Origin of the sequence: Bradyrhizobium sp. (genome assembly GCF_050014615.1) — a bacterium.
Classification (GTDB): Bacteria; Pseudomonadota; Alphaproteobacteria; order Rhizobiales; family Xanthobacteraceae; genus Bradyrhizobium.
This window is the reverse complement of sequence record NZ_JBEKCZ010000049.1, coordinates 25594-46951: the sequence shown is the minus strand read 5'-3', so window position 1 is coordinate 46951 and position 21358 is coordinate 25594. Positions and strand designations below refer to the sequence as shown.

Here is a 21358-nt window from a genome sequence, read left to right as displayed (position 1 = left end):
GGTCTCGAACATAGCGAGAAGAAAACCTGCTACCGCCAGCTTGAGGATGTAGATGCCCGCGCCCACGGCGTACGACAGAGGTCCGGCGCCGAACAGCGCGATCTTCCACGGGAAGAACACGCAGGCGATCAGGGAGATATAAAGCAGCAGCTTGAGAAAGGCGCCAAATTCGATCATCGCGAGATGGCGGCCCGAATACTCAAGCACCATTGCCTCATGCACCATGGTGAGCTCCAGGTGTGTCGCCGGGTTGTCGACCGGGATTCTCGCGTTTTCCGCCAGCGCCACCATGATGAGCGCGATCATCGCCATCCCCAGCGATACCCGTAAGCCGACATGGGACGAGGCCATGAAATTGGCGACGGTCGAAAGCTCGGTCGAGCCGGCCACCAGGGCCATGCAGAACACGATCAGCAGCATCGCCGGTTCCGCCAGTGCGGCGATCATCACTTCGCGGCTGGAGCCGATCCCGCCGAAACTGGTGCCGACATCCATGCCGGCGAGCGCCAGGAAGAAGCGCGCACTGCCCAAGAGGGCAACGATGGCAATCAGATCCGCGGTCCAGTTGAACAGCAGTCCGGTCGCGAACGTCGGCACCAAGGCCGCGGCAACCCAGATCGCGGCAAAGGTCACGTAGGGCGTCACCCGGAACAGCCACGACGCGTTGTCGGCCAGCACCACTTCCTTGCGCAGCAGCCGCAGCAGATCCCGATAAGGCTGAAAAACCGAAGCACCCCTGCGACGCACCAGCCGGGCCTTGATCTTGCGCACAAAGCCGGTCAGCAGCGGGGCCAGCAGCAGCACCAGCGCCATCTGAATGCCTTGCACCAGAATCTCTGAGATCACGACCATATCGCGAGCACCAGCAGCAGCGTGACGAGGGTGGCAAAAACCAGACCGAGGTAGCGGCGGATGGTCAGGAACTGCAGACGATTGAGCCTGTCGGCCGCGTATGCCACGGCGCCCGCGAGCGGCAGATAGATTCCCTCCCAGACCAGGTCATGCAGTTCGATCCTGAGCCGCGCCGGCCTGATATCGCCCGGAGCCGGCATATCGACATGGTCGCGGGCGTGGAACATCAGCGTGCCGAAGACACGGCGGATCGGTTGCGCGAAGCTCACGCCGGAATACTGGGCGGCGGGGGTCGGCTCGGAAAAACCGCAGCCCCAGGCCGGCGCACGTCGCAAGGCGCGCGAGGCGAAGCGATGGATGACAAGAATCGCTGATGACGCGGAAAGCGTGATGAATACCATCACGAGCAAACCATTGTATGAGCTGCGGCTCGCCGCGATCGGCACGATCGAAAGCCACGGCTCGTTGTTCTGTATCGGCATGCGGCTATCGAGAATCGCCAGCGTGATCGGCGACAGCGCGTCGATCACCAGTCCGGGCAGGATCCCGGCCAGCAGGCAAAATGCCGCGAGGATGAACATCGCCGCAAGCGAGTAGCGGTCGACTTCCCCGGCGTTCTCCGCCGCCGGGCTGCGCGGTCGTCCCAGAAAGGTCACGCCAAATGCCTTGACGAAACACGCAGCGGCCAAGGCGGCGGCCAGGGCCAGCAGCGCCCCGACCGCCGGCACCATGATCTTCAGGGCCCATTGCGGCAGTTCGGGACTTTGCAATACGGCCTGGAAGATCAGCCATTCCGAGACAAAGCCGTTGAATGGCGGCAGCGCCGAGATGGCGACGCAGCCGACCAGAAAGACGAAGCTGGTGAGCGGCATCCGATGGATGAGGCCGCCAAGCTTGTCCATGTCACGCTCGCCTGTCGACGTCAGGACGGCGCCGGCCCCGAAAAACAGCAGACTCTTGAAGAACGAGTGATTGAGAACGTGGAACAGTGCGGCCGTGAAAGCCAGCGCCGCCGCCAGCTTCAAGCCGTTGGCCTGGAAGGCCAGCGCGAGGCCAAGGCTTGCGAAAATGATGCCGACATTTTCAATCGTGCTGTAGGCGAGCAGCCGCTTGAGGTCCTTTTCCATCATGGCATACAGAATCCCCATGACGGCAGTGATGCCGCCAAGGAAGAGCACGATCACGCTCGCCGACCAGGTCGGCGGTCCCAGCAGATCGAATACCACGCGGATGAAGCCATAGATCGCGACCTTGGTCATGACACCACTCATCAGCGCCGAAACATGGCTGGGGGCGGCGGGATGAGCGAGCGGCAGCCAAACGTGCAGCGGCACAAGACCGGCCTTTGAGCCGGCTCCGAGCAACATCAGGATCAAGACCAGGGCCGCCGCGTGAGGGGTGTGTTGCGCAGCGCGAATGGCCGCGAATTCGTACGTACCCGCCGGCCCCGCCAGCAAGCCGAACGCCAGCAGCAGCGCGAGCGTGCCGAAGCTTGCCATCACAAGGTAGACGTAGCCCGCCTTGGCATTGCCGGCTTCGCGATGGTGCGCCATGACCAGCGCCCAGGAAGCAAGCGACATGAACTCCCAGCAAAGCAGATAGGAAAACGCGTCATCCGCCAGCACCACAAGATTCATGCCGGCCAGAAAAGCAGGGAAGAAAGGCAGGACGCGATGCGGCGCCGGGTCGTGATGGCCGTAGCCGAGACCATAAAGGCTCGCCGCGGCCCCACCCAGGTTGACCACGACCAGGAAAAACGAAGCCAGTGCGTCGAGGCGGAAATGCGCGCCAAGCCATGGCAGTCCGATCGGCAGAGTGAGGTCGGAGACATTGTGGGCGCCGGCGACCAGCCAGCGAACTGACCCGAGTAAAGCGACCAGGGAAACCGCCAGTGTGACGCTGTAGACAATCGCCGTGGAGCTCTTGGTGCGGCTCAGAACGATCGCGAGAATGGCGATCGCCAGCAATCCTGCGACACACGACATTTGCCAGACGACAGGAGACATCAAGCGCGTCCCCTCGTTCCACCAGATGCTTTTGGCTCGGTCTGATGGTCCAGAGCCTTATCGGTTCTGATTGAATCAGAACCGGGCTCTAATCTTTTGTTTTGACGCGTTTTCTTCCCGCGAACCGGTATCCACTTCGCTCGAAAACGCTCCAGATGGTCTTTGGCTGGACTCGAATTCATCTTCAGTCGCACCCCACGTCCCTGCGAACTGCTGACGGCTCCTTCGTCGATCATCTCGATTCCGGCCGTGTTGAATGCCGCAATCAACTTGACCAGTGAATCGACATTGCCCCGAACCATCGTCTCACTCGCCTCCATGCGTTGAATGGTGGGCACGGAAAGCCCGGAGAGTTCTGCTAGCCGGCGCTGATCGATTCCAAGAAGCAGCCTGGCAGCTCGCAATTGAGCCGCCGTGATCATTGGTCTGCCTCACTGTCGGGACTCCGGCCAATATCAAACATCATTCCTGCATTCTAATTAATGATGTTATATTGTCAAGAAGTGATATCTCAGATATCTATTCTAAGGGATGTTGGGCGCCCTTCCGGCGTGGCTCGCCAGGTCGGTGAGCGCAGTGCCGGTGAAATTCCCGAACTTGCCGGACGCCAGGAGGCGCTCGGCCCGGACGCCAAGAGGCGCTCGGTGTCGCCGCGTCGAATTCTGGACGGCCCGCCCACCTGTTGGAGAGGAGGTCCGGGTCGCCTGGTGCCTAATGGCCCACCTGAATGGTCACGAGAACCATCGAGAAGCCGATTCAAACGACGGTCGCAATAAAAATGCAGTATCCGGGAGTCGCCGTGTTGATTTGCGTCAACGTCGCTCGCTTATGTCCGTTCAATCAATGACGGGATGGATCGGACCTCAACCGGAAGACCACATCCAACGGCCGCTGGCGGCGTTGCTGGCCTGCGATGGTGCGGCTGTGCTCACCGGGACCTCGAATATGTCGACGCAGGCTATTACATCGTCGGTTGACGGGCGGGTTCGGAGTAGCGGAATGGAACTTATCGAAAACAGGACGTTCGACGAGATCAAGCTCGGCGATACCGCGAGTCTGGTCCGAACGCTCACCACCAAGGACATTGAAATATTTGCGATCATGTCGGGGGACATCAATCCGACCCATCTGGATGACGCATTCGCCAAGAGCGATATGTTCCATAAGGTCGTCGCGCATGGCATGTGGAGCGGCGCGCTGATCTCCACGGTGCTTGGAACGCAGCTCCCCGGGCCGGGGACCGTCTATGTCGATCAATCCTTGCACTTCCAGGGGGCCATTGGACCTGGTGACACGATCACCGTCACGGTGAAGGTGAGGGACAAGATCGAACAAACGCACCGGGTCATTTTCGATTGCCGGGCCGTCAATCAAAAAGCGGAGGTGGTTGTCACCGGTACGGCCGATGTCATAGCGCCGACCGAGAAGATTTCTCGACCCCGCATGGCTCTCTCGGAAGTCGAGCTGCGGCAGAAAGGGCGGCGCTATGAACTCCTGATCAGGATGACCCACGGCCTCGACCCTATCCGCACTGCCGTGGTCCACCCGGTCGACGTGCCGTCCTTGCTTGGCGCCGTGGAAGCGGCCCGCATCAATCTTATCACGCCGGTGCTGGTGGGGCCGGAGTCCAGGATTCGCGCCGCCGCCGCGCTGGCGCAGCTCGACTTGGCGCCTTACGAGATTGTGTCGACCGAGCACAGCGAGGCCGCGGCCGCTCAAGCCGTCGCGATGGCGCGCGCCGGCAAGGTCGAAGCGCTGATGAAGGGCGACCTCCACACCGATGAGCTCATGCATGCGGTCGTCGACGGCGAATGCGGACTGCGTACCGCCCGGCGCTTGAGCCACGTCTTTGCGATCGACGCGCCGGACTATCCGAGATCGCTCTTCATCACCGACGCCGCGATCAATATTTATCCCACCCTGGCGGACAAGCGGGACATCATCCAGAACGCGATCGATCTGGCCCATGCGCTGGGGATACCGGTACCGCGCGTGGCAATCCTGTCGGCGATCGAGGTCGTTACCGAGAAAATCAAATCCACGCTCGACGCGGCGGCGCTTTGCAAAATGGCCGATCGAGGCCAGATCACCGGCGGTATTCTCGATGGCCCGCTTGCCTTCGACAATGCGGTCTCGGCCGAATCGGCCAAAACCAAAGGGATCGTTTCGCCAGTCGCCGGCCGTGCCGACATCTTCGTGGTGCCGGACCTCGAGGCCGGCAACATGCTGGCGAAGCAACTCGAGTACCTGGCGGAAGCGCAGATGGCCGGGATCGTGCTGGGCGCGCGCGTGCCGATCATTCTGACCAGCCGTTCCGATGGGACGCTGGCCAGGTTGGGGTCCTGCGCGATTGCCTTATTGTTGGCGCGTCACAAGGGGACGAAAACGTGAGCGACGCCATTCTCGTCCTCAATGCCGGCTCATCGAGCTTCAAGTTCTCGTTGTTCCCGGCGCATGAAAGTCCAAGCCGGCAGGGCATCCTATGCGAAGGTGAGTGCGAGGGCATCGGCCATCGCGTTCATTTCAAGGCGAAAGACCGCGCCGGCGCGTCGCTGGCCGATGAGTATCTGGCGGAAGGCGCCAGCCACGAAGACGCGCTGGCGGCGCTGCTGCGGTGGCTTGAAACCCGCTTTCAAGGCGACCAACTGGTCGCGGCCGGACATCGGGTGGTGCATGGCGGTTCACTCTATACCGCGCCGGTCCTGATCGACGCGTCGGTGATGGCCGGGCTGCGCGGCCTTATCCCGCTGGCGCCGCTCCATCAACCTCACAATCTTGCCGCGATCGATGCGCTCTCAAAGCTTCATCCCGCTTTGCCGCAGATCGCTTGCTTCGACACCGCCTTTCACCACACCCAGTCCGAGCTCACCACCGCGTTCGCGCTGCCGCGCGGGCTCGCCGCCGAGGGCATCCGGCGGTACGGATTTCACGGCCTTTCCTATGAATACATCGCAAGCGTGCTGCCCGACATTCTCGGTCCGGGAGCCGCCGACGGTCGTGTCGTTGTGGCGCATCTCGGCAGCGGCGCAAGCCTGTGTGCGATCCGAAGCCGCAACAGCGTGGCGACGACCATGGGATTTACGGCGCTCGATGGCCTGCCCATGAGCCGCCGCTGCGGTAACCTCGATCCCGGCGTCGTTCTCTACCTGATGCAGGCGAAGGGGATGACCGTCACCGAAGTGAGCCATCTCCTTTATAACGAATCTGGACTGTTTGGTGTGTCCGGCATCAGCGACGACATGCGAACTTTGCTGGCGAGCGACGATCCGTCGGCGAAGCAGGCGGTCGCTCTGTTCGTGTACCGCATCGGCCGCGAGCTGGGCTCGATGGCCGCCGCGCTCGGCGGGATCGACGCTTTGGTCTTCACCGCCGGAATCGGGGAGCACGCTGCGGAAATTCGAAGCCGCGTCTGCGTGGACGCCGCGTGGCTCGGCGTCGATCTGGATCAACGCGCCAATCTGGCCGGCGCGGCAATGATCAGCCGTGCAGGCAGCCGCACCTCGGCCTGGGTGATTCCGACGGATGAGGATCTGATGATCGCCCTGCACGCATGGACATTGTTGAACGCCGGGGGCTCGCCTCCCGGTTCGCACGGCAATCACGGAAGCAGCAAAGCATGACCAACCCCGAAAATTCACCATTGCCGAGCGTCCCGGCATTCTGGCCGATGGCGATGGCGGCAACGCTGCTCAAGCAGGGGAGCGAGCTCTACGCCAAGAACCTCAAATTCGTCGAGGAAGAGATCAGGATTCACGGCGAGTTGAGGCCCAAACTGGCGACCCCGAACCAGGTGCGTCTCGATCTGCGGACCATGGTGCTGCGCGATTACGGAAAGCCGGGCGGGATCCCGACGCTGATCGATGCGCCCCATGCCGGCCATACCGCGGTGATCGCCGACTATTATGATGGTCAGAGCCTGGTGCAGACCCTGCTGGCCAACGGGATCAACCACGTGGCGTTGACCGACTGGAGGTCGGCCACGGAGGATATGAAGGATCTGGAGGTCGACAACTACCTCGCCGAGGTCATTGTGGCGATCGACGATCTCGGCGATCGGGTCAACCTGGTCGGGCTGTGCCAGGGTGGCTGGATGTCCGCGATGGTCGCCGCGCGGTTTCCCGACAAGGTGAACTCATTGGTGCTGGCTGGTGCGCCGATCGACACGGATGCCGGAAACGGATCGATCAAGCGCATGGTTCATGAGTCCCCGGCATCCTTTTACGAACAACTGGTAGCGCTGGGCGGCGGCTTGATGAAGGGAAAATTCATGCTGCAGGGCTGGAAGAACATGCATCCCGGGCAGCACTACATTCAGGATCATATCGATCTCTATGAGCACATCGACGACCCGGCATACCTCGCCAAGGAAGAGACGTTCGAGAGCTGGTATGAAAATCCGATCGACCTGCCGGGGCGCTGGTATCTTCAGGTGATCAGTCAGATTTTCAAGGAGAATCGCCTGGCCAAGGGCGAATTCGTCGGCCTCGGCCGCAGGCTCGATCTCCATGACATCACTTGCCCGGTCTATTTGCTGGCGGGTGCAAACGACGACATCACAACAACGGAGCAGGTCCTTGATGCGGCAAAATATATCGGGACGCCAAAGGACCGCATCGTTCAGGAGGTTGTACCGGGCGGCCATATCGGGCTGTTCATGGGCGCGAATACGCTAAGGGACCATTGGCCGAAGATCGCGCGGTGGATCGCGGCGCAGTAGACGGCTGCGGCCCCGGGAAGCCGCCCGGCTGAGGTCGCGCCAATTCGGACTTCCGGCCTGATTTCAGGCGTTATACAGATATAATCAGTTTATGGGCTTCATTTTTCACGTCTCTAAGCCCATCAAAGCCGCTCGGTCGACCAGCACCTTCGTGCGCCGTCGGCGACGGTTGGAGTTTGATTATGCTGAATGACCGAGAGAATATCCTGAGCGCGCTGCGCGAGAAGCCGCTCAAAATCCATGAGATCATGAAACGCGCCAACGTCGCGAACGAGGAAGTCTGCCAGTCCCTGCTGTTGAAAATGCGAGGCGAGGGTTTGGTCAAGTTCGATATTCACAAAGGACGATGGCTCATTGGATAGCAAGCAGGCTATCTACTTTCGTTCTCCGGCATCCAAAATCCACGTCCGGTCGGCGAATGCGACATAGATCCGCTCCTGCCCGAGGGCAGCGCCAAGCTCGATCGACAGTTCGTTCAGCATCGCCTCGATTGTCGCGTCGGACAGATGGCCCAGATAGGCGTGGACGGCTTCGCCCGTGAACAGCGCCACCGGTTCGCGGTCCGAGCCGACCGTGCCATCCGGGCGGGGCCACGCGTAGGTGACTTCCGCGCGGGTGAACATGCCGGATAAAGCGGGCTGGCCGGCTTCGACACGGCGTTTCATCCAGGCACGAGCTGTGCGGACGGCCTCCGAAACGTCGAAGACACGGCCGTCGGCGTCCCAGCCCTCTCGCAAGCCGACGCTGATACGAAAATCACGCCTGGGACCTGACGAGCCCGGAACCACGGAATAATCTTCGGCCTTCGGTCCAGGGGTTTTAGGTGGGGTTTTGGGGGTCATCAATCTACCCGCTTTTCCGTTCGTCGGGGCGGTCCAGTCCGAAGCATCCGTTGTTCCGGCCCGGTTCCGTCGCGGCAGCGATTGGACCGCGTGTCACCTAAAGCGCCTTGATGATCTTTTCGGCGGCGAACACGGCATCTGATTCGGACGCGTAATCATCCGGCGTAACAAAGCTGACCGTGGTCCGGCCCTGGATAGAAATTCCGGAATGCGCGTGCGGGCTGATGGCCGCTCGCCAATTCCCCGGACTGCGCTGGTAAGTAACGATCGAAAATTGCGATTTATTGGCCATGTCGTCTCCGACGTGAACCCCGCGCTCACTATCGCCCCATGTCAACACCTGCGTTGGACTACCGGCGGGATGCATGCATTCGCACCGGACGGCCGTGAACGTGCTCAAGGGCGAGGGAGGTGGCCACTGATCTCTGGTGAGGGCAAGCCGTTCCCTGCCTCGCTTATTTGTCCCGCTTATTTGTCCTGGCTTTTGATCTTTTCCCAAACCGCGGCAAGCCTCTGGGATGCCTTGTGGAAGGAAACCTTGGCACTCTCCCAATTTTCCGCGCCAGCGGTCTCCAATTTGCGGGACGCTTCCTCGACTTTCGTCCATGCCGTGTTGAAATGCTTCCGGGTCTTGATATTTGCCTCCGAATTCCGCCTCTCCTCCCTGAGGTCATGCAGCTTGCGTTGCCACTCCTGCACTTCGTCGCGGGCTTTCTGGAGGTAAGTGTCTCGTTCGGCTTTCCAGTCCGCCGCCGCCACTGTTGAGGAAGCCGTGGGCTGAATCGATTGACCTGCGGCGGGAAGTGTACCGATCAGGAGAAGGGGGCCGAGAACGGCCAAGCCGGGAAGTATTCGCAAGGCAACTCCTGTTGTGTATCGAATCAAAGGTAAGAGCGCGATTGGCCTGTTTCAATACTCGGCAGCGATTGCGCTGCTAAGCTGCAAGGTCGTCGATCTGACGCCGGGCAGCCGCGAAGGCGTCTTTTATCGCTACGTTGGCATGTTCATGACGTGGGTCATCGGTGGCCGAATGATTAACAACGATGTTCTCGTGCGGCGGAATCGTCAACCAAATGTTGACTTGAAACCCGACGCCATGGCGATGCTTTTGGCTTGGAGCGATAACGGCGACGCGGCATCCCGTGATGCGCTTGTTGTGTGTTTCCAGCCGTTCGATCTCCTTTAGAATCACCGTGCGTGCAGCAGGCGATGGTTCGCAACCATCGAAAGTGATTTCTGGGGCTATTTGCATTTCAGTCCTTCTGGCGACGCCATTGTTTCCCATTCCAATCCGCGACCAACCGAATGGTTGCATCCAAGCCTGAGCCAACAACGGAACCTTCTTATCCAATCACGGGATCCGCGGGGACATCCCTTTGCTGCGTGCCGGTCACGATTTACGCGCCTTTCAAATCTAACCACGGCCCCGAATCCACATCCGAATTCGGGAATACCTGATGCCTACTATGAATTTCCGTGCAGCAACGATCCTCAGCGCAGTCGAGGAGGCACGGTCAGGACTTGTCGGCAAAGCGGTGGTTCTAACCGACGGAAAGGCTGGAACGGTCGAGAGCGTTTGGCTTGATGAACACCATGGCCTGCGAATCTCGATCGCCGGTCACGGTGGAAAGTGGCCGATCTCAACCATCAAGCTGGCGCAGCGCTAGATCGTTAAGCCTCGCCGCTCCATCGTCCGTTGGAACGCTCGCTGTAATATCCGGCAATGCCGCGTCGGAAATTTCTTTCGAAGATTGAGCAATATTGACCAGTGCCCTGACCTCTCAGACGGCAGGATGAGGCATCACCGACCCGCCCCAGGCAGTTTCCGGTGACAGAGCGTTCTGTAACGCTCCCGCCACATACGGGGAAACGCTATGCTCGAACCACAAACGCCCACCCTGTCGCCTCGCGCAGCGGCAAGGCCCCATTGTCCCAAATGCCAGTCGCGCACGGAAGTCCAGCGCATGAGCGCCGCCCGTTCCGGTTTTGAACACTGGACACTGAGATGCACCAAATGCGGACTTATCCATGAGGCGCAGGTCAACGCTGACCCAATGAAGTCGGAAGCTCAAGGCTGGGCCCGCGGTTATCCAGTGCCGCCGACGTAAGATCGAACGTCGTGAAGCAGGAAGCCTCGCCCGACAGCCGCAGCAGGGACGCACGCGCGCTGGATGCTCTCCAGCAAGCGCGGGAAATGCCGCCGGGTGCGCAGCGAACCGATGCGCTTAAAAGAGCGGGCTTGCTTCGTCGTGTCGCCGACGATCAGGGATTGACCGTTGCCAAGCGAGGCAGGCCGCGGAAATAATTGAGTTCAATCTGGACCGCCCCGAAGTCGCGCGATGGCTGAAAGGTGGCGTTAGCCACCGTCATCAAACCCCCGAGAGTGATCAATATTGACCACAAATCGGAAAATCGCAGTGACAATCTTTTCGAATCGCCGGCATCACCCGGCGCTTGAGAATCGAAATAGGTGGCTGCCGTGCTGTCTGTTGCTGCAGCGCTTGAGCACTCGAGCGATCCGCCGCTCCACAGCAAGGCGGAGCTTATCGAGCTGAGACGAAACGTTTTGCGTTATGCCCGTTCGTTTCCGCCCGGATTTGAAAGGAATCAGCGTCGGGAGATTGCGCTGTCGTTACGAAGATTGTTCAAGGACAAGAAATGGCTGGACGCTCACACGTGCGACGGGGCCGCCGGCGGATAGCCGGTCGATAACCGGGTGACCGACCCCATCGGCCATCTCAAGATCGGGTTTTGCGGCTATTCGTCTTCCTTGATTTGAGGCTTGTCGCGCAGGACGGCGTCGAGCAGCGACCGATGAACCTGGATTTTTCCGTTGTAGCTGATGAAGCCGTTCTTTCTAAATTTATTCATAAAGAAGCTTACGCGAGACCGGGTCGTACCGATCATTTTCGCGAGGGTTTCCTGACTCAGAATGACCGGGACAGGTTGAGCTAATCCCTCTTTGCCGAAATCCGCGAGAAGCAGAAGAAGCCGGGCGAGCCGCCTTTCGCTGGAATTGAATAATTGGTCGATCAAATCCTCTTCGATTCGGCTGTTGCGCGATAACAGATATGCCATGAAGAACGCGGAAAACGTCGGCTCGGCTGCCAGCATCGTATTCATCGTAACTTTCGTTATCGATGTGAGAAGGCATTCGCCCATCGCATGAGTTGTCGAGGTGCGTAGTTTTGTACCGTCAAGACATCCTTCGCCAAAGAACTGCCCTTGCGTCAGAATTCCGACCACGGCTTCCTTGCCTTGCTCGGATAATACCGTGACTTTGACTTTTCCTTTTTGAATATAGAAGACCGCGCCGGCAACGTCACCTTGAGTGAAAATGACCTCGTTTGTCGTGTATTTCTTCAGTACTTTGCCCAAGCCAGCGTAGCCGAGAAAAGCCTTGGCATTAAACGACGTGTTCGATTGCTGACTGCGCGGTGAAATGGCCACAGTGTCGGTCCCTGCTCAGGCGGGAGCACAACACTCTCAGTCACCGGTAAGCTGAGAATCGCGCGGTGATGTTTGTCAATGGATCAGCAGCATAAAAGTTCCCATGGCCATTGCTTGCACTGAGCTCGTTACCGAGAACGACGATTAATCTCGAGATCGGCTCACCGCTGTGCAGCGAGCGGCGAAAATAAATGTGGTCAATATTGCACAGTGGTCAAAATTGCTCAGACGGCGATTTCGTCATGTGCCAGCCTGAAATCGTTGTAGAATTCCGGGGGAGCCGTTTCCGCCGTCGCTCGCCTGGTTTAGGAGGGAGTTTCCGCTCGCCCCTGGCGGGCTCCCTCCTTTTCCAAAGGCCGCGCAAGACCTCCTTTGCGTGGGCTTTGTTTCGGACGTTCGCGGCCCGATTGGCTATTGTGGGCGTCTCACCACGGACCAAACCGATATGGCAAGCCAGAAAAACCCGACTCCATTCGACCCCAAGGCGTTCCTGGCCAGGGTGGGTGAGGGAAAAACGATACTTGAATATCGCAAGGATCAGGTCGTCTTCGCCCAGGGAGATGTGGCGGACACGGTTTTTTACATTCAAAAGGGCAGGGTCAAGGTCGTTGTCATATCCGAACACGGCAAAGAAGCCGTCGTTGGGATCCTGGAGCCCGGCCAGTTCTTTGGCGAAGGCTGCATGAACGGCCATTCCGTGCGTATCGCGACCACGACCGCGATGGAAGAATGCCTGATCACGGCTATCACGAAAAAAGCCATGCTGGCTGTGCTTCACAGCGAACCGACATTTTCCGAGATGTTCATGGCATATCTGCTGACCAGAAATAGCCGGATTGAAGAAGATTTGATCGATCAGCTTTTTAACTCGAGCGAGAAACGATTGGCTCGCCTGCTGCTTCTGCTCGCGAATTTTGGAAAGGAAGGCAGTCCACAATTTATCAGTCCGAACATCAGCCAGGAAACATTGGCTGAAATGATCGGTACGACCCGGTCTCGCGTGAGCTTCTTCATGAACAAATTCCGCAAACTTGGGCTCATCAGTTACAACGGAAAAATTGAAGTTCACAATTCACTGTTAAATGCCGTCCTATACGATAAGCCCGAGATAAATCGGGATCCGAAGGACGCTCCGGAAGACCAGAAAACGGAGCAGGATTGATAGCGCGCCGGTCTGTCCTTGATCGGGCAGGAGCGAGCTTTCGTTCGCTGATGGCGCGGGGCGTTACGCAATACCCGTTCACGACTCATTCAGCTCAGCATATTTAACGTACGTCTCCTCGAGTGGAGGCTACGGATGAGACTTTTATTGAGTGCTGTCGTTGCAGCGGGGTTGCTCACGGTCGCACCGGCTGCATTTGCGCAATCCAATCCATCGGCCCCGGCTACCCCAACCGACCCGACTGCCGCAGTGCCCGTGGCCGCCACCAAGCGATTTGCTTGTCAGGCCGCAACGCAGGGATTCAAAGGTCAAGACAAAAGAGACCAGATGCAGCTTTGTATGGCGCAAGCCCGCCTGGATTGCCTCAAACAAGCCATTGATCAAAAAATTGTTGGCCCGCAAAGGAGGGAGTTTCTCAAAAGCTGCGCGGAAGAATAGCAACCTTCGACTTGATGGCGTCGTTTTCATTGAGTCGCCGGGGGAAGGGATGGCACCGCAGCGAATTTGGCCTTACACAGCGCTGGACTCAACGACAATCATGACGCTCCCGGCAGGGAAAGCGGCTCCAGCCTTCGAATGTATATGATCGCCCGTCCCAGCCCCAACAACGCCACCGCCTACCGCGCCGACATCGATGGTCTGCGGGCCATCTCGATCATGCTGGTGGTCGGATATCACGCCGAGCTCGTTCCCGGTGGATTTATTGGCGTTGATATCTTTTTTGTGATTTCCGGCTTTCTGATTACCCGCAACATTCTCCGGCAGGTCGAGGCCGGAGATTTCTCATACACCGGGTTTTACGGGCGCCGGATTCGACGGCTATTTCCTGCGCTCGCAGTTGTGCTGGCCGCTACCTATGTTGTCGGCTGGTTTGTTCTGCTGCCCGACGCGTTTAGCCTGCTCGGCAAGAGTATGGCGGCGGGCGTCGCCTTTGTGTCCAATCTGTTTCAACTGACGCAACTCGGCTATTTCGCCTCGGATGCGACGGAAAACCCGCTCATTCACCTTTGGTCGCTGGGTATCGAGGAACAGTTTTACATCTTCTGGCCGCCGGTCCTGTTGATGCTGTTCGGCTCAAACCGGCGATCTCTCTGGATCACCGCCATCGCGATCGCATCGTTCAGCGTCAACCTGCTGATCTTCTTCGGCTACAAGGAATGGTCGTTTTACTCGCCGATACCGAGAGCGTGGGAGTTGCTGGCGGGCGGCCTCATCGCCAACAGCTCCATTTGCCGTCGTAAAAGCGAGGAACAGCCAGGCCAATCAGACCATCTGCTTGCGGCGACCGGACTTGCGGCGATCGTCGTTGCCGCGATCTGGCTCACGAAGGAAAGCATCTATCCCGGGCTGGAAGCGCTGCTGCCGGTACTCGGCGCGGTTTTGATCATCATCTCGCCGAACGCCGGAGTAAACCGGGTGTTGCTGTCAAGCCGGCCGATGGTTCTGATCGGATTGATCAGCTATCCGCTTTATCTCTGGCACTGGCCGCTGTTGTCTTATCTGTGGATTTTGCGAGGCGGGAACCCGACCCTGCTGGAGATTTGGGCGGTCATCATCGTTGCTTTCGGTCTTGCGTGGGCGACTTTCCGCTTCGTCGAGATACCGCTTCGTGGAAGGCCGAATGTCGTGCCGCGATTGTGTTTCGGATTGATAACGATCGGTGTGGCGGGAATTCTGACGGCCAATGCGTCCGGCTTTGTCTTTCGCTTCGCCCCGGAGGTTCGCGATATCGCGCGAATCCGGCCGCAGAACAATGCCGGACTGCGCGACGAATGTTTTTCGGAGGCGCCTGGTGCCCACCTCGGTCCGAATTGCGTCGAGCAGGGCGAGAAACCTCTTTTGTTTATTTGGGGGGACTCCTCGGCGGCGGCGATCTATCGGGCAATAAGAGAAGCCCGGCAAAGCGGACCATTTCGCATGGCTCGGTTTGCCGCCCCGGGCTGCCCGCCGCTTGTGGCGGCCGGGTCCGTCTGCGATCCGTTCAACGACCTGGTGTTCGGCTTTATCAAGTCGTCTGCTCCGCAGACCGTGCTGCTTCATGCGATGTGGGGCCAGGTTGGCGATCTCGGCAAGCTCATGGAAACTGTCAGACAGCTGAAGGCGATCCATGTCCCGCGAATTGTCATTTTGGGGCCGGTGCCGGTATGGAAACGCGCATTGCCGGGGGCACTGGTCAATTCCTATCGGCTGAGGCACACCATTCCCGACAGGATCGCAACAGGCGTCTCCGGGCCGGCGGACGACGAACGAATGCAGGCTTTCAGCAACGCCGCCGGCGTGGAATATATCTCGGCATGGCATATCCTGTGCAACTCCGATGGCTGCACGACACGCCTGGGTCCCACCGCGGATGACGTGATAGCTACCGATATCATCCATTTATCGGATGCGGGATCAAACTTTCTTGTCGCAGGGATTGCGGATCGTCTCTTTGTCCGGCCGTAATTTTCCCACTCGCCGACTTTCGGCTGCCTCAAGTTATTTTTGATACGCATTGGCGCGAATATAGTGCCAGACCTGATCGATCTCTTCGTCGGTCAGCTTGCCTTTCCATGGCGGCATCTGGTTCTTGCCATTGCGCACTGAATTGTCAAAGCGCGCGCGATCGCTGTCCTTCAGCCGCCGCAGGTCGAAGGTCTGGCCGGTGCTGACCAGTTGATCGCCGTGGCAGATCGCGCAATTGGTGTTGAAGACGTTTTCGCCAGCCTCGATCTTGGCCTGGTCCTGTGCCGACGCTGTGGTGATCGGCGACAGTGTGGCGCCCAGCACGATCATGGCGCCGGCACATGCGTGCACACGCCGGATGGCGGGTTTTGGTTGGATTGGCATTTTCGGTATTGCTCACGCGTTGTGTTCGGTCTGCCTGCCGATGTGCGGCCGGCAGACCGAATAGGCTGATGATGAAGGTAGTGGTGACGGAGGCCACCGCAGGTGGCCTTTATTTTCAGGTCATTTGTCGAACAGTGCGCAAGTCAGTTATCGACAAGTCATTTGTCGAACAATGCAAAAGTCCACAGCGACACGCCCGTGGGCAGGTTGTTGAGGTTCGGGTCCCCGCCGCGCTGCGCATAGACGCCGCCGATGCCGCTCATGACCGTGACGTATTGCTTGCCGCCTCGCTCCCAGGTCACCGGCTGGCCGATGATGCCCGACGGGGTCTGGAAGCTCCACAGCACCTTGCCGGTGTCGGCATCCAGAGCCTGGAATTCCCCGGTCATGACGCCGCTGAACACCAGATTGCTCGCCGTCACCATGGTCGATGAATAGTTCGGGCTCCGGTACGGCACCTCCCACTTCGACTTGCCGGTCATGGGGTCGACGGCTTTGAGATAGCCGCGGACGTTGGGGTCGTCGGTGACCACCGTTCGCTTGACGGTTGGGGCACCGGACGGGCGTCCGGGTTCCAGCTTCGGCGGATCGCCCGCCTGGTAGGTCATGCCGACATGCAGCGTGTTGATGTAGAGCATTCCGGTGCGTGGACTGAACGACATGTGTTGCCAGTTGGTCACCCCGGAGACCGACGGCCAGACCGTGACGGTCTTGCCCTCGAGAGCTCCGGTAAAGACATCGGTCACAACGGGACGTCCGGTCTTGATGTCGATCCCGCTGGCCCAGTTCACCTTGCCGTAGGGGTTTGCGGTAATCAGCTTGCCGTCCTTGGCATCGAGCACATAGAGGAAGCCGCCGCGGTTGGCCTGAATGACGACCTTGCGCGGCTTCGCGTCGACATTGATCGTGGCAATGACCGGCGTCTGCACGGCGTCATAATCGAAAGGATCCTGCGGTGACGTCTGGAAATACCATACGCGTTCGCCGGTCTTCGGCCTGACCGCGAACACCGAGTTGGTGAAGAGGTTGTCGCCCTTGCGGGCGCGCGGATTCCACGGCGCCGGGTTGCCGACGCCCCAGTAGACGAGGTCGAGCTCCGGATCGTAGGTGCCGGTGAGCCAGGTGCTGCCGCCGCCGGTGAGCCCGGAATCGCCCTCCCAGGTCTCGGACCCCGGCTCACCCTTGGCCGGAACCGTGTATTGCCGCCACAAATGCTTGCCGGTCTTGGCATCATATCCTTCGAGAAAGCCACGATGGCTGAACTCGGCGCCGGCGACGCCCATGATCACGACGCCATTGACGATCAGCGGCGCGCCCGTCATTGCGTAGCCGTTTGCGGCAGTCGCAGGCTCGGGCGAACTCACCGTCCAGATCTCTTTGCCGGTCTTGGCGTCCAGCGCGACGATCCGGTCGTCCATCAAAGCGCGAATGACCATGCCTTCGTAGATAGCGGCGCCGCGATTGACGATGCCGCAGCAGACGACGCGCAAGGTCTCCGGCGGATAGTCGTGCACGACCCGCCAGATCTGCTTGCCCGTCATCGCGTCGACGGCCACCGTCGCATTGTGGGTCGTTGCGTAGACGACGCCATCCTTGACAATGGGAAAACTCTCGCCGCCTTGCAGGTCGGCGAGCGAATAGGCCCATACCGGGACCAGTTTGCTCACATTCTCCTTGTTGATCTGGGTGAGCGGACTGAACCGGTTTGCCGAATACCCCATGCCGTAGACCAGCACGTCGCCAGGCGTATTCTCGTCGTTCTTCAACTCGTCGGCGGTCTGGCCGAGCGCGGCAATGGGCACAGCGGCACTCAGCAACAACGCAAAAAGCATCGATCGCTTCACGATAGGTCCTCCCCAAAGTTGGTTTCTTGGTTTCTTAACCCACCATTATTCGATTTTTCGCATCGGCACCATTGCCGCATTGATGCACCGGTCCCGCGTGTGGGGGGCGGGCGGCTCGTTGCTGCAATGCCGCAACTGGAAGAACCAGGAGGAAGCGGCCTTCGTGCTGCGGCGCGACGCTGCCCGGATCATGCCGCAGCAGGCCCTTGCGCATGCGCTGGAGCTGCTGCCATTGAACAGCGGCGTCAGGTCTTTTCAGGGGATGAAATAGAACGGGTTGGGTACCTTGAAGGTGCAACCGCCATGGCCGCCATCGATGTCGCTCTGCTGGTCTCCGACATTAGCGATGATCGTGTAGCCCTCGGGCTCAGCCTCGACCTTGATTCGCTCTTCCATTTTGTACTTCTGCACCGTGCGGTCGTCCCGGTCAGGTCGGGTTCGAAGCTCGGTCCATCCATCAAACCCCGCATGATCGAGGTTGACGATGGTGGCATCCCGTTGCTTGTCAGGACGGCCAGTGATGAAAATCACCGCCGCCGGTAGTACATCGCAAGAGCCGTCCGCGATGAAGCCGAAATCGTCGGCAGCGAGATTCGGCCAATTGGTGAGTGATGTTTCGTCGATATCGAGCACAAGCGCAGGCCGTTTCGACCCGGCCGCGTTCTGCTCCACGTACTTTTGCGCCGAACTGAAGACCGCGGTGACATCATCATTGTAGTACTTCGTCTGATAGTCGCGCAGCTGGTTCTTGATAATGCCGAGATTGAGCGGCGGCGGCGGTGGTTCGGGAACGTGGTTTGGCACCGGTGCCGGACACGTGTCCGCGGTCCATGCAGGATTTGGCGTCATCGAAAGTGCCGCGACAGCGCAAGTTGCGATCAGCAGCTTCCTGTACCGGTCCGTGCGCGTCATATTTTCCTCCGCGACAATGCGGCGCCTAGCCGTGCGATTTGAGGTCGCCGACAATGCTGTCCGCGGTCCGCAGCGCCAGCGCCGACAGCGTGAGCGTCGGATTGGCGGTGCCGCCGGTCGGAAACGTGCCGCTGCCGACCAGATACAGGTTGTTGTGATCGTGCGAGCGCTGGAACGAATCGACCACCGACGTCTTTGGGTTATCGCCCATCCGGTAAGTTCCCATGATATGGCCGGCGCCGCCATAGGTGAGCGTGACGGGGTGACCGTCGATGGTCTCCTCGAAACGTCCAGGACTGTTGGTTGCGGGATCGGGTGCACGATGGGTGAAATCCATCGCGCCCATCTTGTCGAAGATGAGTTTTCGCATTCGATAGGCGGCGACGAAGCCCCGTCTCGTGTAATCCGAGATATTGTAGGATATTTCCGGGCGCGGCAGATCCAGAGCGTCCTTGAATTCCGACGATAGCGTCACCCGATTGTTTGGATCCGGATCCTGCTCGACCAGGAATCCGATCCGGAACTGCCGCGTAATCAGATCGTTCAGTTTATGGGCGAGGTCAGCGCCAAACAGCGCAACATTATCCTTGCCGAGCTGGTTGAAATCCTTCGAATTCAGGCCGCCCGAGTTCATTCCATTGATAAAATCAATGGTGGTGACGTGAGGGTCGGCCCCGAACGCTGCGCCTGCAACCACAAAATTCCAACCTTCATTGCCGATGTCGACCCGGAATGCGGCGCGCTTGGCGCGGAACGGGCCATCGCAGAGGTCGCCGATGCCTGAGGTGATCAGCGGGCCGCGATAGGGAAATACCGGCTTTGCCGTCGGCGGCAGCAGCGCCCAGGCGACGTAATACGGATGATCCATCAAATGACGCCCGACCATGTCGCTGCTGTTGGCGACGCCTTTGCTGGTTCGGCCATCATTGTTTGACATCAGGAGCAGCCGCGGTGTCTCGATGGCGTTCGCAGCGATGACATAGATTTTTGCCTGGACGCATCCTTCTCCGGTCCTCGGCCCGGCCTCATTCTCGTATTTGATAAACTTGATCTGGCTGACGCGCCCGTCCTCAACGATGATCTTGCTGGCGACCGCGTGGTCGACAAGCCGAGCGCCCCTGTTGGTTGCTTCGTTCAACGTGATAGTCGGATCGTATTTGGCCTCGATCGGGCAAATCGGAATGCAATTGGTATTTCCGGCGCAGGCGCGGCGATTCCGATAGGGCTGGGAATTGCGCGCCGCCGGCAGGCTTCGCACCTTGACCGAGGTGACGGGCTTCTCCATTCCGAGAAATTTGGTCTCGTCTTCAGTCAATTGCGAGAGCGCTTCGCCGATACGCTGATCGAGCAGCGAGGCCGGTATCTTCGGCATCGGATAAGTGTAGTCCTTGCGAAAATCGATACCGAGGAAGCTCTGCTCCTTCACGTCAGCGGAGACGCCGAGTTCGGCCTCGGCCCGCTCGTAACACGAGCTCAGAGATTGAGAGGTAATGGCCTTTGGCCAATCCGGGAACGGGAAACCCGACTGGTCCTTGCCATAGCTCGCTTTCATGGTGAAATCGCGCGGTACCAGCCGCAAGGAAGTACCGAGCCAATGTGATGTACCGCCGGCGACGCGTTCGTAGGTGCTGGTAAAGGGTCGCGGCCCCTTTTGAACGAGATAGCTTTGTTTGGGATTGTTCCAGCTTTTGGCATCCAGCGTCACCGACGTCGGCCTGCCGGCAGCCAGTTTTGCCGGATCGCCGAACAACTCCGGAGGATAGGCGCTCTCAGGCACCTTAACGGGAGCGGTATAGAAGCGTTTCATGTAGTCGTTGATATTGGGCTGAACGCCCGGGCCGGCCTCGAGAATTACGACGCTAATACCCTTCCCGCTCAATTCATTGGCGATCAACGCGCCGGCAAAACCGGACCCGACGATCGCAACATCGCACTTGATGCAATTATTGTCGGCCATGGCTGGTTCCTCAGGGAATCGTTTGCGTGATGAGGCCGAGATTGGATCTGTCACCCGGATCGTTCAGATCATTAGGCTCGCGCGACCAGTAGCCGAACTGCAGATTGCTGTAGCCCATCGGATGGGCCTGCGCGATCTGCCAGACCAGGCCCTGGGTATAGGCTTTGGCCGACAGAACCTGGGAATCAAGTAATGCGCGGGCCCCAGGTGCGGAATTTTTTTGCAAGTCTTTCGGTTCGTACCAGGAGCCGAGATACCAGAGCAAAACGATGCTGCGCGCCAGAAACTTGGTGTCGTCGCTCGCGTTCACGGCGTTGATGATGTCCGGCGCCGAATCGCTATTGTCACTGGCGATCTGCAGCAATTTTCCGAATGTCGCTCCGTCACTCGCATTGATCCATTTGAAGTAGTCATTCTTGACATTGATCGGGTCGACGCCGGGATCGGCATTCAAGATCCCGGGTTTCTTCGGGTCGGCTTGAAATTCGGGCGCCAGCTTGGCGATCTGAATTCCCGTGAGTGCCCCGGAAAGCACCAGGAACTTCATCATATCCTGCATGGGATCGGCGCCCTGGGCATAGGCTGATCCGCTGATCGGTCCGACGGCTGCCGCCGCTGTCGAGGCCACCGTGCCGGCGAGCATTGCGCGCCGGGAAACGTCGCCGGCCTGTTCATGGGGGGGCGGGACCGGTGCAATTCGATGGTGCTCATGAAGCGGTGACGTGCTCATAATGGCCCTCAATGATTTCAAATTTGAATAGCACTTGCGTTGATGGCACGACCTCGA

At 59.3% G+C, this 21358-nt stretch carries 21 protein-coding genes and 1 pseudogene; 8 read left to right on the top strand and 14 right to left on the bottom strand.

Translation table 11 applies throughout. The features are described from left to right. The 3 genes and pseudogenes from ABR948_RS10740 to ABR948_RS10730 all read right to left on the bottom strand — a co-directional run. On the bottom strand, nucleotides 1-852 hold an 852-nt coding region (locus tag ABR948_RS10740), incomplete at its 3' end, for a respiratory chain complex I subunit 1 family protein (RefSeq protein WP_428116951.1). Further along, nucleotides 843-2858, bottom strand: coding sequence for a hydrogenase 4 subunit B (gene hyfB, locus ABR948_RS10735; protein WP_428116949.1), 2016 nt, complete (start codon nucleotides 2856-2858; stop codon nucleotides 843-845). The genes hyfB and ABR948_RS10740, both read right to left, overlap by 10 nt. Nucleotides 2859-3019: 161 nt before the next feature. After that, a pseudogene (locus ABR948_RS10730) lies at nucleotides 3020-3280 on the bottom strand (helix-turn-helix domain-containing protein); the annotation flags it as partial. 577 nt (nucleotides 3281-3857) lie between these two features. On the opposite strand from ABR948_RS10730, the gene ABR948_RS10725 reads away from it, so the two are divergent. Genes ABR948_RS10725 through ABR948_RS10715 form a run of 3 tightly spaced genes read left to right on the top strand, consistent with a single transcriptional unit; the run spans nucleotide 3858 to nucleotide 7575 of the window. Next, on the top strand, nucleotides 3858-5249 hold the full coding sequence (locus ABR948_RS10725; protein ID WP_428116954.1) for a bifunctional enoyl-CoA hydratase/phosphate acetyltransferase: 1392 nt from the start codon (nucleotides 3858-3860) through the stop codon (nucleotides 5247-5249). Further along, a complete protein-coding gene (locus tag ABR948_RS10720; protein ID WP_428116947.1) occupies nucleotides 5246-6478 on the top strand; it encodes an acetate/propionate family kinase in 1233 nt (410 codons plus the stop codon). Before ABR948_RS10725 ends, ABR948_RS10720 begins: the two co-directional genes overlap by 4 nt. Then, nucleotides 6475-7575 carry an alpha/beta fold hydrolase gene (locus ABR948_RS10715; RefSeq protein ID WP_428116944.1) on the top strand — a complete coding sequence of 367 codons (1101 nt, stop codon included), beginning with the start codon at nucleotides 6475-6477 and terminating at the stop codon, nucleotides 7573-7575. Before ABR948_RS10720 ends, ABR948_RS10715 begins: the two co-directional genes overlap by 4 nt. 122 nt (nucleotides 7576-7697) lie before the next feature. Here ABR948_RS10715 and ABR948_RS10710 read toward each other — a convergent pair whose 3' ends face one another. The 5 genes from ABR948_RS10710 to ABR948_RS10690 all read right to left on the bottom strand — a co-directional run bounded on the left by ABR948_RS10710 (nucleotide 7698) and on the right by ABR948_RS10690 (nucleotide 9768). Continuing rightward, nucleotides 7698-7913: a hypothetical protein gene (locus tag ABR948_RS10710; protein WP_428116941.1), complete on the bottom strand. Its 216-nt coding sequence runs from the start codon at nucleotides 7911-7913 to the stop codon at nucleotides 7698-7700. Nucleotides 7914-7949: 36 nt separating this feature from the next. After that, nucleotides 7950-8417, bottom strand: coding sequence for a hypothetical protein (locus tag ABR948_RS10705; protein WP_428116938.1), 468 nt, complete (start codon nucleotides 8415-8417; stop codon nucleotides 7950-7952). Between the two features lie 97 nt (nucleotides 8418-8514). After that, on the bottom strand, nucleotides 8515-8709 hold the full coding sequence (locus ABR948_RS10700; protein ID WP_428116935.1) for a hypothetical protein: 195 nt from the start codon (nucleotides 8707-8709) through the stop codon (nucleotides 8515-8517). 176 nt (nucleotides 8710-8885) lie between these two features. Then, nucleotides 8886-9275, bottom strand: a complete 390-nt coding sequence (locus tag ABR948_RS10695) for a hypothetical protein (RefSeq protein ID WP_428116933.1) — start codon at nucleotides 9273-9275, stop codon at nucleotides 8886-8888. Nucleotides 9276-9351: 76 nt separating this feature from the next. Then, a complete protein-coding gene (locus ABR948_RS10690; protein WP_428116930.1) occupies nucleotides 9352-9768 on the bottom strand; it encodes an HPF/RaiA family ribosome-associated protein in 417 nt (138 codons plus the stop codon). 106 nt (nucleotides 9769-9874) lie between these two features. Here ABR948_RS10690 and ABR948_RS10685 point away from each other — a divergent pair, with 106 nt between their 5' ends. Further along, nucleotides 9875-10084 carry a PRC-barrel domain containing protein gene (locus tag ABR948_RS10685; protein WP_428116928.1) on the top strand — a complete coding sequence of 70 codons (210 nt, stop codon included), beginning with the start codon at nucleotides 9875-9877 and terminating at the stop codon, nucleotides 10082-10084. A 1090-nt stretch (nucleotides 10085-11174) separates the two neighbouring features. Here the strand turns inward: ABR948_RS10685 and ABR948_RS10680 are convergent. Next, nucleotides 11175-11867, bottom strand: coding sequence for a Crp/Fnr family transcriptional regulator (locus ABR948_RS10680; protein ID WP_428116925.1), 693 nt, complete (start codon nucleotides 11865-11867; stop codon nucleotides 11175-11177). 445 nt (nucleotides 11868-12312) lie between these two features. Between ABR948_RS10680 and ABR948_RS10675 the strand changes: the two genes are divergently transcribed. The 3 genes from ABR948_RS10675 (at nucleotide 12313) to ABR948_RS10665 (ending at nucleotide 15474) form a co-directional block, all read left to right on the top strand. Continuing rightward, complete coding sequence (locus tag ABR948_RS10675; protein ID WP_428116922.1) at nucleotides 12313-13029, top strand: Crp/Fnr family transcriptional regulator; 717 nt, start codon at nucleotides 12313-12315, stop codon at nucleotides 13027-13029. 135 nt (nucleotides 13030-13164) lie between these two features. Then, on the top strand, nucleotides 13165-13467 hold the full coding sequence (locus tag ABR948_RS10670; protein WP_428116920.1) for a hypothetical protein: 303 nt from the start codon (nucleotides 13165-13167) through the stop codon (nucleotides 13465-13467). Between the two features lie 144 nt (nucleotides 13468-13611). Next, entirely contained in the window at nucleotides 13612-15474 is a 1863-nt protein-coding gene (locus tag ABR948_RS10665; protein ID WP_428116917.1) for an acyltransferase family protein, read from the top strand. Between the two features lie 33 nt (nucleotides 15475-15507). Here the strand turns inward: ABR948_RS10665 and ABR948_RS10660 are convergent, their stop codons facing one another. Beyond that, nucleotides 15508-15858, bottom strand: coding sequence for a c-type cytochrome (locus ABR948_RS10660; RefSeq protein WP_428116914.1), 351 nt, complete (start codon nucleotides 15856-15858; stop codon nucleotides 15508-15510). 158 nt (nucleotides 15859-16016) lie between these two features. Continuing rightward, nucleotides 16017-17660 (bottom strand): PQQ-dependent dehydrogenase, methanol/ethanol family, encoded by a 1644-nt coding sequence (locus ABR948_RS10655; RefSeq protein ID WP_428116911.1) that lies wholly within the window; start codon nucleotides 17658-17660, stop codon nucleotides 16017-16019. Between ABR948_RS10655 and ABR948_RS10650 the strand changes: the two genes are divergently transcribed. Then, entirely contained in the window at nucleotides 17653-17973 is a 321-nt protein-coding gene (locus tag ABR948_RS10650) for a hypothetical protein (protein ID WP_428116909.1), read from the top strand. The two genes, ABR948_RS10655 and ABR948_RS10650, sit on opposite strands and share 8 nt — an antisense overlap. Here the strand turns inward: ABR948_RS10650 and ABR948_RS10645 are convergent. From ABR948_RS10645 to ABR948_RS10635, 3 genes are read right to left on the bottom strand one after another with little or no spacing between them, the layout of a single operon-like run. Continuing rightward, nucleotides 17958-18614 carry an HAD family acid phosphatase gene (locus ABR948_RS10645; protein ID WP_428116906.1) on the bottom strand — a complete coding sequence of 219 codons (657 nt, stop codon included), beginning with the start codon at nucleotides 18612-18614 and terminating at the stop codon, nucleotides 17958-17960. The two genes, ABR948_RS10650 and ABR948_RS10645, sit on opposite strands and share 16 nt — an antisense overlap. Before the next feature lie 25 nt (nucleotides 18615-18639). Further along, nucleotides 18640-20571, bottom strand: coding sequence for a GMC family oxidoreductase (locus ABR948_RS10640; protein WP_428116903.1), 1932 nt, complete (start codon nucleotides 20569-20571; stop codon nucleotides 18640-18642). 10 nt (nucleotides 20572-20581) lie between these two features. Further along, nucleotides 20582-21301 (bottom strand): hypothetical protein, encoded by a 720-nt coding sequence (locus ABR948_RS10635; RefSeq protein WP_428116901.1) that lies wholly within the window; start codon nucleotides 21299-21301, stop codon nucleotides 20582-20584. Between the last annotated feature and the right edge of the window lie 57 nt (nucleotides 21302-21358).